Origin of the sequence: Hungatella hathewayi WAL-18680 (assembly GCF_000235505.1) — a bacterium.
In the GTDB taxonomy this organism is placed as follows: domain Bacteria; phylum Bacillota; class Clostridia; order Lachnospirales; family Lachnospiraceae; genus Hungatella_A; species Hungatella_A hathewayi_A.
In genome coordinates this window covers 428,350-441,025 of record NZ_JH379027.1, presented here as the reverse complement: position 1 = coordinate 441,025, position 12,676 = coordinate 428,350, and the positions used below count along the sequence as shown (strand labels likewise).

Genomic DNA, 12,676 nt, shown 5'->3' with positions numbered 1-12,676 from the left:
GCATACGAAAGTGTTTTTGTAAAGCAAAATGGGCGGGATTTCCTCCGCCCATTTTCGAATTTCTATTATTCCCCTAAACCTTACAGGGCAGCGCGAATCTGCTCCGCCATGGCCTCGTACTCGTCGTCGGTCAGATACACCTTGTCCGGATTCATCTGGAAGGTGCCGCCCCACTCGTCGCCGCCATTGTATTTTGGAACTATATGCATGTGAAGGTGGCAGCCGGTATCGCCGTAGGCGCCGTAATTTACCTTGTCCGGTTTATAAATTTTGTGGATGGCTCTCGCCACTTTGGCTACGTCGGCAAAGAACGCGTTCCGCTCCTCATCGCTGATGTCAATCATCTCGCTGACATGGTCCTTGTACGCCAGAATCACACGCCCAGGTTTGCTCTGCTCCTTGAAAATGTATAAGTAACCTGTGTCCATGGCACAAACCGGGTAACCGAACTTGGCAACTAACTCGCCCTGCATACAGTATGCACAATTATTATCCTTCATGAGTAGGTCTCCTTTTCCTCGTTTTTATGGTATCTGAGTTTCATCAATATCTATCAACAAGTATAACACGATTTTCAGCCTTCGTACACTATTTTGCCACCGCAGATTGTATATTTTACCTTTCCCTGAAGCTGTCGGCCGGTGAATGGAGAGTTGGTGGATTTGGAATATCCGTTTTCCACCGTCCACAGTTCCTTCTCATCAAAAATCACCAAATCGGCTGCCGCTCCCTCCTGCAGTCTTCCGCAGGGGAGACGGTACAGTTTAGCCGGGTTCAGACTCATCTTCTCCATCAGTTCCAGCATGGTCAGATAACCTTTGGCCACCAGTTCCGTGATGCCGAGAGCCAGCGCCGTCTCCAGCCCAATGATGCCGCTTGGCGCCTCCGCCAGAGGTTTTGCCTTCTCCTCCTGGCTGTGGGGAGCATGGTCCGTGGCGATAATATCTATGGTTCCGTCCTTCAATCCCTGAATCAGCGCCTGGCGGTCCTCCTCCGTGCGCAGCGGTGGATTCATCTTCGCCAGGGTTCCATGCTCCAGCACGGCCTCCTCCGTCAGCGTAAAGTGATGGGGCGTTACCTCCGCCACCACGGAAGCTCCCATGGCCTTGGCATGTCTCACCGCCTCCACCGCATGGCGGGAGCTCATATGCTGGATGTTTACGCTGGCCTTTGTGTGCAGGGCAATCATGCAGTCACGGGCCACCAGTGCGTCCTCCGCCACGGAAGGGGAACCGTAGATACCCATTTTCTCCGACACCGCCCCGTGGTTGATACCGTTATTTCTGATAAATGCCGGGTCCTCCTCGTGGAAACTCAAGGGAACGTCGAGTCTGGCCGCCTCCTCCATAGCTTCCAGCACCAGCTGGCCGTTCATCATGGGAATGCCGTCGTCGGTGAATCCTACGGCGCCAGCCGCCTTCAAGGCCGCCATGTCTGTCAGTTCCTGGCCCTTCATCCCCACGGAGATAGTGGCATCCGCCAGCACATGGATATCCGTCTTTTTTCCTTCTTCAATGACATAGCTCAGCGTCTCCACATTGTCCACCGGAGGCTTCGTGTTGGCCATGCAGACCACTGTGGTGAATCCACCGGCCGCCGCCGCCTTAGCGCCTGTCCCGATGTCTTCTTTATAAGTCAGTCCCGGGTCCCGGAAATGGACATGAACATCCACCAGCCCTGGCGCCACCACAAGACCGGTGGCGTCGATGACGCGCTCGTACTCTTCACCCCGGCCAGCCAAGTCAGGGCTTCCCGTATTTCCAACACACTTTATCATCCCGCCGTCCAGCACCACATCCCGGACCTCATCTATCCCCCGCTCAGGGTCAATCACTCTTCCACCTTTTATCAGTATCATTTCTCACCGTCATCCTCTCTCTTCTTTAAAAATCCCAGCCGGAACACCCACTGGGGCAGCTGGAACACGAATACGATTCCCAGCACAATCGCCACTGCCACCTTCAGCGCCGTAAATCCCGTCTGGGCCGCCCGCATCACATCGTTGGTCACGATGTAGTAGGCCGTCCAATAGACCCCAGCACCCGGCACCAGTGGAAATATCCCCGATATCAGAAAGATGGTCACCGGGCACCGCTCCCGCACCGCAAAAAGCCGGGACAGCAGAATCACCACCACCGAAGCAAACAGCGTGGCCTCCGGCGCCGAGCACCAGGGAATCAGCAGCGAATACACCAGCCATCCGGCCCCGCCGGTAATCCCGCAATAGGGATAATACTGCCTTGGCACCCCATAAAGCACTGAAAATCCCACCGTACCTATCACAGCCGCCAATACCTGTCTCATCATAACATGATACCTCCCAACCGACTGTAAATCGTAAATACGAATCCAACGCCCATAGCGATGCAGAAGAACACCAGCATGGCATCCAGCATCCGTACCGAGCCGGAGATATAGTCCTCATCCGCAATATCCCGGATGGCGTTGGTAAAAGCCACCCCCGGCACCAGCGGGATAATCGAGCCGATAATCATATGGTTCAGATTCTCCCCCACGCCCACATGATACAGCACAATACTCACCAGAGTCACCAGCGCCCCGCCGCAGATATTGGCCACAATCTTGGACATATAGGGCTTACTGATTTCCAGCACAAACACATAAAGCACAAGCCCCGCCAAAAACGAGGAAAAGCTGTCCCGCAGACTCCCGCCATAGATATAGCAGAACGCCGCACTGCCGATTCCCGCCGCCAGCGTCATCATCCGCTTGCTCTTCCCCGGCATTTGCTGGATACTGTCCAGGCAGTCTTTCACCTCCCCGATACTGTACCGGTTCTCCTCAATCTCCCTGGACAACTGGTTCACCGCCGCCACCCGGTTGAGACTGGAGCCCCGCACGGGGATGTGCTCCACCTTGGCAAAATACTGCTCCTTCTCATCCCCGGCCGTCACGATAATCCCGTTGCTCATAATAAACACATTGACCGTCTCCACGCCGAAATGGCGGCAGATTCGCCCTATCGTCTCCTCCACCCGGAAGATTTCCGCGCCATTTTCCAGCAGGATGTGACCGGCCTGCATAGCGACCTCCATCACTTCTCTCTGATACCCCATAATTCCAGTTCCGTCCTTCTAAAGCTCCGGAGAAAATACCTCTCCCTGTGCCGTAATCTCTATAATTTTGTCCCGGTATCCGGCCGCGCATTCCTCCGCCTTCCACCGTTTCCCTACTCCGTAATCTCCCCAAAAATGCATGGGAAATACCACACCCGCGCCGACTGTCCTCATAAACTCATCCGCGCCCAGACAATAATACTCCTCAAGCCTGGAATCCACCGGCAGAAATGCCACGTCCACGGACTCCCCTTTTATCTTGTCCAGCTCCTTATGGTACTTCTCGCCCATCTGCCTGTTCCAGCTCTCCGCCTCGCCCTTCCAGTACCAGTGATTCAAATCCCCTGCATGGTAAATGCCGGCGCCATCCACCTCGACGAGAAAAGCCACTCCCTCATCCGTAGAGCGGTACGTCTTCACCAAAACCTGCCCAACCTTCTTCTCTTCCCCCGGCCCCATAAACACAATCCTACCGTACAGCTCCTCCGGCACCCGCTTCTGCCAGATATCATCCGATATCACATACTGCACCTTCGGATACCTGTCCGCCAGCCCAAATATCGCCGGCGAAAAATGGTCCCCATGCCGGTGGCTCACAAACACATACACCTCTTTCCCCGCATCCATCCCAGGAATCTCCCCCTGAAAATAATCAAACAGCAGATAACAGCTCTCCAACTCCACCAGAAACGAACTGTGCTCAATGTAAGTCACCTTCATAAAAACCCCTCCTTGCTCCCATCACTCTCATTAACTGTTTTTATTCTGTTATAGATATTCCCGTTTGTCAATGACTTTTCCATAAAAAACAGGACAGGCCGTTGATACGGCCTGCCACACATTTTTATAAATATTTCTTTAATGTCTCCGTTTTGTCAAGTTTCTCCCACGGAAGTTCCAAATCATTTCTTCCAAAATGGCCATAAGCCGCGGTCTGCTTATAAATCGGTCTTCTCAAATCCAGCATTTTGATGATTCCGGCCGGTCTTAGGTCGAAGTTTTCGCGGATGATTTCCACCAGCTTTTCGTTGGTCACCCTGCCGGTGCCGAAAGTGTCGGCCATGATGGATGTGGGGTGGGCCACTCCGATGGCGTAGGACAGCTGAATCTCGCATTTGTCGGCAAGACCTGCCGCTACGATATTCTTGGCGACGTATCTGGCGGCGTAAGCGGCCGAGCGGTCCACTTTGGTGCAGTCCTTGCCGGAGAAGGCGCCTCCGCCGTGGCGGGCGTAACCGCCGTAGGTGTCAACGATAATCTTGCGTCCGGTCAGACCGCTGTCCCCGTGGGGGCCGCCGATGACAAACCGTCCGGTGGGGTTGATAAAGAACTTGGTCTCCTCATCCACCATCTTAGCCGGCAGCACCGCGTCAAATACATACTTGCGGATGTCTTCATGAATCTGCTCCTGGGTCACGCTCTCGTCGTGCTGGGTGGACAGCACCACCGCATCCAAACGAATGGGCCTGCCATCCTCACTGTACTCCACCGTCACCTGGGTCTTTCCATCCGGGCGCAGGTAGCTTAAGGTTCCGTCCTTGCGCACCTTGGTCAGCTGGCGGGCCAGCTTGTGGGCCAGGGCGATGGGATAGGGCATGTACTCCTCCGTCTCGTTGCTGGCAAACCCAAACATCATGCCCTGGTCGCCGGCGCCGATAGCGTCAATCTCCGCCTCGGACATCGTATGCTCCTTCGCCTCCAGAGCCTTATCAACGCCCAGCGCAATATCTGCCGACTGCTCGTCAATCGCGGTAATAACACCGCAGGTATCGCAGTCAAACCCGTATTTCGCCCTGTCATACCCGATTTCTCTCACGGTCTCCCGGACAATCTTCTGCATATCTACATAAGCATGGGTCGTAATTTCGCCCATCACCATCACCAGTCCGGTAGTCACGGCCGTCTCACAGGCCACACGGCTCATGGGGTCCTGCTCCAGCAGTGCGTCCAGAATCGCGTCGGATATCTGGTCGCACATCTTGTCCGGATGTCCCTCCGTCACTGATTCAGAAGTAAACAATAACTTCTCCATTTTCAAATCCTCCTTCGAAATAAATTCCGCCAGACGGCCCCTATTGGCCGTTTCAGGCAAAAAAGAAAAGCCCGTAGCAAACTGCGGACTTGATATACTTGTAAATCAAATCCTCTTATTGCTCGATTTCTCGCTCAGGTTGGCACCTTCCATCCTCCTGACGCCAAACGTCAAGGTCCGGGGTTGCCGTGACTTCACAGATCCTTTGTATCTCCATCACTCTGAATAAGGGATAATTACGCACTTTTCAATTGTTAGTGTAGCGAGTAATATTCTAACGCATCCCGCCTTATACTGTCAAGCCATTTTTCACCTGCCGTTCCTTTCATCCTTCATAAAAACTGACTTTACGTAGAATTTGTAGTATAATAGCCCTATGATACGAAAGGAATCAATCCCAAAATGGAAAAAAGTGTCCCTCTATACAAACTGATATACAATAAAATTGTCAACCGGATTCTGACAGGGCTTTATCCGAATGGCTACCTGCTGTCATCGATGCAGAAAATCCATGAGGAATACGATATCGGATACACTAGTATCCGGCGGGCCATGCACCTGTTGCAGCAGGAAAACTTTATCCAGCTGGAGGAGCGCAAACGCCCCAGAGTCATATTTGACATACAGAACCCGCAGTGCCGTGAACTGCAGCGGCGGGTATTTTTATCCCGCTGTCAATCCCACCTGGACTGCTACCGCGCGCTGCCCTGTCTGCTCCCCAGCCTGCTGATGCTGGGCGCGCGCCACTGTACCCCGCATCTGTTAGATACACTGGACGAGTTGTGCGCCCAGCCCGAAACTCATTTTTCTACCCGCAACGACTTACTGATTCTCATCTATACCTGGCAGATGCAGGTGATACGGCAGGCGGAAAATGAACTGGCTTCCGATTTATTTATACAGATACGTGGCTTTGACGATTTGCGTTTTATTGTGATGCCTTCCGAAAAACTGGTTCCCTGCGAAGCGCGTATGACAATGCAGTATTTGCGTTACTGGACAGAACTGCTGCGCAGAGGCGATTTAGAGAGTCTGCACACGCTTGTATCACTCTTCTGCCAGCAAGCCATGTACGGGCTGAACCGCTCTTTTCAGCCACTGATGAGTTCGGAGGAAATGCAGCAAGTACAGCAGGTGGAGTTTAACTGGTATGTACATCAGGTACCCACACCATTATACAAAAAGATTGCCTTTGATTTGCTGCGCACAGTCCATCTTGACGGCATGCAGCCCGGCAGCTATTTCCCCCCGGAATCAGTCCTGATGGAGCAGTACGGCGTGGCAACCATCACGGTGCGTGGGGCGCTGGCACTGCTCAACGAGTTAGGCATCGCCCAGACCGTCAATGGAGTTGGCACGTTTTTCACCGGAACCTGCGCCCCTGCCCCGGAGATACGGCCTTGCATTCGGGAATGCTGCGAAAGCCTGGATATTCTAGCCGGGCTCGGTCAGGCGCTGTCAAATGCCGCCGCCCCTCTGCTGTCCAAGACGGATATCGAAATGCTGCGCACGGGAGCAGACCAGTACCGCACCCGCGGGGGCCTGGTGCTGTGGATGCTGAGACAGTTTGTCTCCACACTTTCCATCCATGCTCTGGAAAATGTATTTGAACAGCTGGAGACCCGCTATATCTTCGGTCTGTATGCCAGCGGATTGTCCGTCAACGACTTTCAGCCTACGGAGCATACTCACAGACGCGTCATTTCCTGTCTGGCGCTCTTAGAAACCGGTGACAGCGAAACATTTTCCTCCCAGTTCGGGCTGCTGTGCCAGGAACTGGGACTGGAACTGCACAGACAGTTAGAGGCAAAAAAAGATTCTTTTAACATTCGTTAACGAAAAAACGTGTGCCACAAGAGTAATAATACTTTTGTGGCACACGCTGTTTCCAATCATTTTCTGCGACAATCTAAACTGCTTTACGGCGCTCAGCCAATTCCGCACGAATGGCAGGCATCTTCTTTTCATAGCGGTTAAATACCAGCATAATACAAAATACAATGGAAAATACCGTAAGCGGCACAAATATGGCCAGATTAAATAATCCACCGCGCACAACAGCCGTCTGTGTGACAGCAGTTGCCTCGTAGCCCATGGCATCCAGCAAAAAGCCCAGTAACGCGCCACCAATTCCGCCGCCCAGCTTGTTGCCAAAACTGTTGGCCGACATAACCAGGGCATCATTACGCTTCCCATACTGCCACTCTCCGTAGTCGATACTGTCCATTAAAGACGGCACCAGCAGAGAGGAAAACAGTCCCAGACCAAATCCGGATGTGACCAGACATGCCAGGTAAAGCGGGATAATGCTGTCCCTGGTTGTAAGGCGGATTAACAGGCAGACAACTGCCACTGCCACACCCATGGCACAGCTTTTCGCTTTGCCCAGTTTTTTTGCAAATACCTTTAACAATATAATCGCAAAGAAGCTGGACACCATACTGCACAGACTCGCCACGCCCACCAAATCAGGCCGCTCAAGATAATATTTTACATAATACACCAAAATACCCTGGGTGATGGCTGCGGATGTATAATACAGCATGGTTCCGAGCGCCAGCCAGCGCCACAGAGAGTTTTTAACAATATAACCCAGAGATTTGAACATTTCAGCTCCGGCAGACTGGCCTTCCGCCCGCTGAACCCGCGGTTCCTGTCTATCATAACCGCGGGTAAGCCAGAATACACAGACATAACACAGCGCCTGCAAGACACCGTATACACCGATGGTGATAGCAAAACCGGTGCGCTCACTGCTGTGCCGGCCAATCATCTGGATAATCGGTAACGTCATAGAAGAAATAAAAATAGCCGCAAACATGGATATAAAAGCACGGCTCTGGTTTAAACCTACACGCTCAATAGGATCGTCCGTTATCCGGGAAATCAAGGAAGTATAAGAGATACCCGTAGCTGTGTAAAGCATTCCCTGACCGATATAGGTCACGTATGCCCAAACCAGTTTTGCCGTATTGCTCATATCGGGAGCTGCAAAGGTAAGGAACAAAAACAATCCGGCCGGCACGGCGCAATATAACAGATAGGGCCGGCACTTACCGTGTTTGCTGTGAGTGTTGTCAATAATCATCCCCATCAGCGGGTCATTGATAGCATCCCACACACGGGCCACCAGCAAAAGCAGTCCCGCAGCCTTTCCGGAAATGCCCATGACATTGGTGTAAAAATACAACAGGTACATATTCAGCGTAAGAACGCTTAGCTGCTGCCCAAACTCACCGACCCCATAAAACATCCGCAGCCGGCGGGGTAAGGCACTGGCAGATTTTTCTACGTTTTCCTTCATCGCAAGTATCTCCTTTGTCTTATGAATGTGGATATCCCGGTCCGTTACTCACTCTGTTTCCGGCGGTAAATCACGCGGCAGGCACAGTCGCCATTGGCCAGACGGGTCGGATTCTCCAGTTCATAACCCATCTCCTCCGCCATTGCAAAATCTCCCGCCATGGCCAAATCACAAAGCTTTGCACACATCTCATCAGAAAGCCCAAGCTCCTCCCAGCCTTTCAAATGCGGGCAAAAATGCATATCCATAGAAAAACAATCTTCCGTCGATTCCAGCACCTCCATGCCAAAGGTCTCACGCCCCAGAGGTGGAGTCATCTGTTTTCCCCATTCTCTTAAATCCTCCGGATTTTCCATACGCTCCCGGAAATTTTTTGCATTTTCAACTGCCAGTTTCCTGGAGCTTTCACGGTAAACATCCTCATAAGGTATCCCCCGTTCTTCAAATCCCACTGCATTTAAAGCGCCTTTCTTTGCAGCATTGACCAGAGCGCGGGAATACAGCATCCCTTCTCTGCTTTGGGTTGGCCAGTTGTTCTCAATCTTTGACATGATTTTTCCACCTTTCTCTTTAGAAATATTAATTTGTGACCTCTTTAGAATAGCAATGATGTCCATTTTTTGTTAAAACACGTTATTTATAGCTTTATATTAACACCTGCAATGTATATTTGCAACCTAAATATAATAGGATAAACATTTTGAACTTATTTTGATTTCATGTCTAAGTGTAAATAGCAAAAGTCCCCCGATATTTCTATCGAGGGACCGGATTGGCCGTCAATTAATTCCCAAAGTTTGGGCAATGCGCTCTTTCGTCTTCTCGCACTGGTTCCTGCCATAAATGATATCGCTCACCGTGGAGTTGGCGATACCGAGACGTTTTGCCAGTTCCTGCTGGGGAATATCCTGTTCTACCATCGCTATCTTCATTTTCTTTCCAAAGGGGGTGCATGGAATTCTTGTTGCCATAGATATGTTCTCCTTCCTGACGTTTGTTCTACTCTTAGTGTTACGTGGTTGCCGGTTCCGTTACGGACACGGTGAAGACCGGTTTCACCTTGAAGCTGTTTCCTGCCTGCCAGCCTTTTCTGGTGTAGGCGTAAATTCGAAGGCCCATCTCGTTCTTACCTGCATTGACACCTGAGGCCTGGTCTTTTGCTATCAGCTTTCCGCGCTCACTGTTCATAAAATAATTTTTACTTCCCGACAGCATCCAGTCGCCGCCGGCTCCCTCGGTACCAATTTTCATTCCGGAAGCCTCTGTCCCCGTCACAGCAAGAGGGGTTGTATCATCCTTAGCATCCTTGATGGTGAACATCAGGCTGTAGCTGTCTGTGAGCAGCGTCTTATACTCGTTGACCAGCGTTGGCGCGCTACCTCCCGCATCCGCCTCGGTGGATACGGAATTCACATACACCCAAACACTGGATGCGGAATTGTTTGTAATCTTGTAGGTGTCCGGCCCCGGCTGGCTTACCTGGGGATTTACCTTCGAGATATCTCCGCTTTCCGGCACCGCCGTCATATCGATGTCAAATGTCACCGTTGTCGGTATGGTCACACTCAACGTGGTTACCTTGATGGTTCCTGTCAGCGTCATTGTGGTATTCCCGTCCGCGCTCTCCACCTTCACGGGGTCCTTTGCCTCCACCCCATAGGCGGCTCCCACCCACACGGTTGACATTGCCATCGACAGCATCAGGGCTGCCATTTTCTTTGTCCTCTTCATCTTCGTTTCCTCCTAGATATCCTTTTTTTGTTCCTTGTTTTACTGTCTATATAAATCAGCAGGCTCATTGGCCCTGACTGTGCTGATTTTTAAAGTTGGTCTCACGGTGAACTCAAATTCACCGTAAAAGTCGGGAGACACCTTTCCGTAAAGTTTGATGACCGCCTCCCCATCTGCCGGAATCTCCGCTACAAAGATTCCCGTTCTGCCCGGGCGGATGGCATAGCGCTCAAATTCCTCCCTGCTGTTGTAAATTTTGTCCTGGGTCCCCAGTACCAGAATGGCGGTTCCCGGCGGACCCACACCCGATAGAGTGTCCACCAGACGGAAGGACTGCTCCACATCATCCGAAAATTTCTCCGAAAACTGAATGTCCTCCTCCCTCACCTCCGGTACACTGGAGATTTCCAGTTTAACCGGCACAACCGAATGATTTACCACCGTCACATCCGGGCTGGTTATCTGGGCGGCCGGAGTGCTGATATCAAATACCTGCTCCGGGTCCACCGTGAAATCAAATCCATCCGCCGGCAGACTGACCGAAATCAGGGAAGCGGTGATGGTGGCATCCATTTCCACAGGGACTGAGACACTGCCATCCGCCGGGTTCAACTCCACATTTCCGGCAATCACACCGCTGTCTGCCGGCGCGATACCACCGCCTCCCGCCACAGCTCCATACGCCGGCTCCATCCCGCATGTCAAAAGCAGGCACAGCGCCAGACACCATGCGGTATTCCTGTTCTTCAAGGCTCTTCCCCCCTTCTCTTCCTCTCTCTCATCCCTGTCATTCATATATCACCAGCTTAATCTTGGCCGCCGCCTGTCCGATATACTCCTCCGTCTCCAGGCGGTAGGTATAAAAGCGGGCGGTGCAGTCGTACTCCCCTACGGGCAGATTCACATCCGGTGGGGCGCTTTCCACATAGCTGCCCGGTTTGATGGCCCCGGTCTCATAGATTTTTTCTCCGGTGTCATCCCGGTAAACCTCCACCCGGATCAGTTTCCCCTGATTCCCCGGATTCTCGATAAGCCAGTTCACTGAGCGGTCCTTCCCAGTTCCTTTCCCGCTGGGTGTTGCGTTGATGGACATGGCCAGCATCCCTTCCTCCACAATGGAATCCAGCTCCCTCTGGCGTTCCTCCTTCGACTTCCCGGGAATGTCCCCGGCCACCACGTTGGCCTCATAGGCGAGTCCCTCTTTCCTGTCCGGGGCTCTGTCTCTCACCAGCAAGAGCATCACGGCTCCCAGCAGAAGGGCAAGCAGTAGTATGGCCGCAATCAACACCCACAAAAGTTTTCCGTATCCTTTTTTCTGTTCCTTCATATGCCCTCCGTCAATTTAGTACATACACGGTAATCTTCGCCGCCGCCCTTCCCAGATAGCTGCTGTCCTTTATCCGGTACGAGTCGAAATAGGCCGTGCAGGGATATTCCCCCTTCGGCAGCGTCACGTCAAGCGGCGTGTTATCAATGTACTGCTCCGGGTCCAGATAGCCGGATTTGTAGATTTCCTCCCCGGTGTCATCCCGGAAAATGCTGACGGTAAAGCGGGTTCCGTTATCCGGCGGATTCTCAATCAGAAGATTGGCCTCGCTGTCTCCTGTCTTCAGATTGGGAGTGGCGTTGATGGAAAATGTAATCAGTCCCTCCCGCACAATCTCATCCAGTTCCGCCTGCCTTCCCGCCGGGTCATTTATCGTTCCCGTCTTCACATTGGCCTCCGCCACCAGGCCAAAACTCTGCGCTGTGGCCGCCTGCTCCCTATGGCCCGACACGTAAGATACCGCGTACACGGCGGCGCACACCACAGCAAGGCAGAACAGCCCTGACAGAAATACCACGGACCTGTTTGCCCGGTTTCTCCTGACATTCCTTCCGTGATGTCCTGTCTGTTCTTCCGTCCTCATTCTTCCCCACCTCCCGCCGATTCTGCCACATGAAGGGTGATATCCAGAGACAGACCACCGGCAGGCTCCTTTTTCTCAAACAGTTCCACTCTCGCTGTCACCGGATATTCCCCCACTGCCAGTTTTTTCTTTAATTCTATGTTTTCCACATAATTTCCCGGGTCCACACGGCTGGTACCACCCAGCAGCTCTCCCATGGATTTCAGATACAGACTCACCCTGGCGCTGTAATGGTTGGATTCCGGGTTCTCATACTCGATATTGCACATTCTGTCTCCCTCTTCCACTGTTGGAATCTGGTTTAACACCACCCAGAACTCTCCCTCCTCCAGCCTTCTCCCCTCCGTCTCACTGAGCGTCCCCGCTTTGGCTCTCCTGTCCGGCAGAATATCCACCTGGGCCTGGAGCGGGGGCGACAGACGGCCCGCCCTTGCATAGTGGACGATTGTCAGGGCAGCCAGGATAAGAATTCCCATCCATATCCAAATTATCAGGTATCTCCTCGCGCCGCGGGTCAGAAATCTCATCCATTTTTTTCCGTGGCTCTGTCCCGTCTGCCCGGTGACGGAGTTATGTTTCCGCTTCTGACTCATGTTTCCTGTCTCATCTTTCCTGACTCATG

Annotated in this window: 15 protein-coding genes and 1 riboswitch; of the genes, 1 reads left to right on the top strand and 14 read right to left on the bottom strand. The window is 52.5% G+C overall.

What is annotated here, in order from left to right; translation table 11 throughout:
• Positions 1-80 precede the first annotated feature (80 nt).
• The 6 genes from HMPREF9473_RS02130 to metK all read right to left on the bottom strand — a co-directional run bounded on the left by HMPREF9473_RS02130 (position 81) and on the right by metK (position 5,109).
• On the bottom strand, positions 81-500 hold the full coding sequence (locus tag HMPREF9473_RS02130) for an HIT family protein (RefSeq protein ID WP_006778403.1): 420 nt from the start codon (positions 498-500) through the stop codon (positions 81-83).
• A 74-nt stretch (positions 501-574) separates the two neighbouring features.
• A complete protein-coding gene (locus HMPREF9473_RS02125; protein ID WP_006778402.1) occupies positions 575-1,858 on the bottom strand; it encodes a dihydroorotase in 1,284 nt (427 codons plus the stop codon).
• Positions 1,855-2,307, bottom strand: coding sequence for a threonine/serine exporter family protein (locus HMPREF9473_RS02120; protein ID WP_006778401.1), 453 nt, complete (start codon positions 2,305-2,307; stop codon positions 1,855-1,857). Before HMPREF9473_RS02120 ends, HMPREF9473_RS02125 begins: the two co-directional genes overlap by 4 nt.
• Positions 2,304-3,077, bottom strand: coding sequence for a threonine/serine ThrE exporter family protein (locus tag HMPREF9473_RS02115; RefSeq protein WP_034857818.1), 774 nt, complete (start codon positions 3,075-3,077; stop codon positions 2,304-2,306). Before HMPREF9473_RS02115 ends, HMPREF9473_RS02120 begins: the two co-directional genes overlap by 4 nt.
• An 18-nt stretch (positions 3,078-3,095) precedes the next feature.
• On the bottom strand, positions 3,096-3,797 hold the full coding sequence (locus tag HMPREF9473_RS02110) for an MBL fold metallo-hydrolase (protein ID WP_006778399.1): 702 nt from the start codon (positions 3,795-3,797) through the stop codon (positions 3,096-3,098).
• Between the two features lie 124 nt (positions 3,798-3,921).
• The gene (metK, locus tag HMPREF9473_RS02105; RefSeq protein ID WP_006778398.1) at positions 3,922-5,109 is read right to left on the bottom strand and encodes a methionine adenosyltransferase; all 1,188 of its coding nucleotides are present in this window, start codon (positions 5,107-5,109) and stop codon (positions 3,922-3,924) included.
• A 112-nt stretch (positions 5,110-5,221) separates the two neighbouring features.
• Positions 5,222-5,341, bottom strand: a riboswitch (SAM riboswitch).
• Between the two features lie 170 nt (positions 5,342-5,511).
• On the opposite strand from metK, the gene HMPREF9473_RS02100 reads away from it, so the two are divergent.
• Positions 5,512-6,945 (top strand): GntR family transcriptional regulator, encoded by a 1,434-nt coding sequence (locus HMPREF9473_RS02100; RefSeq protein ID WP_006778397.1) that lies wholly within the window; start codon positions 5,512-5,514, stop codon positions 6,943-6,945.
• A gap of 73 nt (positions 6,946-7,018) precedes the next feature.
• On the opposite strand, the gene HMPREF9473_RS02095 is transcribed toward HMPREF9473_RS02100, so the two are convergent.
• The 8 genes from HMPREF9473_RS02095 to HMPREF9473_RS25880 all read right to left on the bottom strand — a co-directional run bounded on the left by HMPREF9473_RS02095 (position 7,019) and on the right by HMPREF9473_RS25880 (position 12,647).
• Positions 7,019-8,413 (bottom strand): MFS transporter, encoded by a 1,395-nt coding sequence (locus tag HMPREF9473_RS02095; protein ID WP_006778396.1) that lies wholly within the window; start codon positions 8,411-8,413, stop codon positions 7,019-7,021.
• Between the two features lie 44 nt (positions 8,414-8,457).
• Positions 8,458-8,964 (bottom strand): L-2-amino-thiazoline-4-carboxylic acid hydrolase, encoded by a 507-nt coding sequence (locus HMPREF9473_RS25895; RefSeq protein ID WP_006778395.1) that lies wholly within the window; start codon positions 8,962-8,964, stop codon positions 8,458-8,460.
• A gap of 228 nt (positions 8,965-9,192) precedes the next feature.
• Positions 9,193-9,384: a helix-turn-helix domain-containing protein gene (locus HMPREF9473_RS02085; protein WP_006778394.1), complete on the bottom strand. Its 192-nt coding sequence runs from the start codon at positions 9,382-9,384 to the stop codon at positions 9,193-9,195.
• Between the two features lie 40 nt (positions 9,385-9,424).
• Positions 9,425-10,144 carry a hypothetical protein gene (locus tag HMPREF9473_RS02080; protein ID WP_006778393.1) on the bottom strand — a complete coding sequence of 240 codons (720 nt, stop codon included), beginning with the start codon at positions 10,142-10,144 and terminating at the stop codon, positions 9,425-9,427.
• Between the two features lie 39 nt (positions 10,145-10,183).
• Positions 10,184-10,894, bottom strand: coding sequence for a hypothetical protein (locus HMPREF9473_RS02075; protein ID WP_006778392.1), 711 nt, complete (start codon positions 10,892-10,894; stop codon positions 10,184-10,186).
• A gap of 37 nt (positions 10,895-10,931) precedes the next feature.
• Positions 10,932-11,471 (bottom strand): hypothetical protein, encoded by a 540-nt coding sequence (locus tag HMPREF9473_RS25890; protein WP_006778391.1) that lies wholly within the window; start codon positions 11,469-11,471, stop codon positions 10,932-10,934.
• A gap of 10 nt (positions 11,472-11,481) precedes the next feature.
• Positions 11,482-12,054, bottom strand: coding sequence for a hypothetical protein (locus tag HMPREF9473_RS25885; RefSeq protein WP_006778390.1), 573 nt, complete (start codon positions 12,052-12,054; stop codon positions 11,482-11,484).
• Positions 12,051-12,647 carry a hypothetical protein gene (locus HMPREF9473_RS25880; RefSeq protein WP_006778389.1) on the bottom strand — a complete coding sequence of 199 codons (597 nt, stop codon included), beginning with the start codon at positions 12,645-12,647 and terminating at the stop codon, positions 12,051-12,053. Before HMPREF9473_RS25880 ends, HMPREF9473_RS25885 begins: the two co-directional genes overlap by 4 nt.
• Positions 12,648-12,676: the final 29 nt, after the last annotated feature.

What these genes read in the sequence shown, in the direction of transcription:
- HMPREF9473_RS02130 (WP_006778403.1), bottom strand. Translation starts at nt 500, where the DNA reads ATGAAGGATAATAATTGTGCATACTGTATGCAGGGCGAGTTAGTTGCC.
- HMPREF9473_RS02125 (WP_006778402.1), bottom strand. Translation starts at nt 1,858, where the DNA reads ATGATACTGATAAAAGGTGGAAGAGTGATTGACCCTGAGCGGGGGATA.
- HMPREF9473_RS02120 (WP_006778401.1), bottom strand. Translation starts at nt 2,307, where the DNA reads ATGATGAGACAGGTATTGGCGGCTGTGATAGGTACGGTGGGATTTTCA.
- HMPREF9473_RS02115 (WP_034857818.1), bottom strand. Translation starts at nt 3,077, where the DNA reads ATGGGGTATCAGAGAGAAGTGATGGAGGTCGCTATGCAGGCCGGTCAC.
- HMPREF9473_RS02110 (WP_006778399.1), bottom strand. Translation starts at nt 3,797, where the DNA reads ATGAAGGTGACTTACATTGAGCACAGTTCGTTTCTGGTGGAGTTGGAG.
- metK (WP_006778398.1), bottom strand. Translation starts at nt 5,109, where the DNA reads ATGGAGAAGTTATTGTTTACTTCTGAATCAGTGACGGAGGGACATCCG.
- HMPREF9473_RS02100 (WP_006778397.1), top strand. Translation starts at nt 5,512, where the DNA reads ATGGAAAAAAGTGTCCCTCTATACAAACTGATATACAATAAAATTGTC.
- HMPREF9473_RS02095 (WP_006778396.1), bottom strand. Translation starts at nt 8,413, where the DNA reads ATGAAGGAAAACGTAGAAAAATCTGCCAGTGCCTTACCCCGCCGGCTG.
- HMPREF9473_RS25895 (WP_006778395.1), bottom strand. Translation starts at nt 8,964, where the DNA reads ATGTCAAAGATTGAGAACAACTGGCCAACCCAAAGCAGAGAAGGGATG.
- HMPREF9473_RS02085 (WP_006778394.1), bottom strand. Translation starts at nt 9,384, where the DNA reads ATGGCAACAAGAATTCCATGCACCCCCTTTGGAAAGAAAATGAAGATA.
- HMPREF9473_RS02080 (WP_006778393.1), bottom strand. Translation starts at nt 10,144, where the DNA reads ATGAAGAGGACAAAGAAAATGGCAGCCCTGATGCTGTCGATGGCAATG.
- HMPREF9473_RS25890 (WP_006778391.1), bottom strand. Translation starts at nt 11,471, where the DNA reads ATGAAGGAACAGAAAAAAGGATACGGAAAACTTTTGTGGGTGTTGATT.
- HMPREF9473_RS25885 (WP_006778390.1), bottom strand. Translation starts at nt 12,054, where the DNA reads ATGAGGACGGAAGAACAGACAGGACATCACGGAAGGAATGTCAGGAGA.
- HMPREF9473_RS25880 (WP_006778389.1), bottom strand. Translation starts at nt 12,647, where the DNA reads ATGAGTCAGAAGCGGAAACATAACTCCGTCACCGGGCAGACGGGACAG.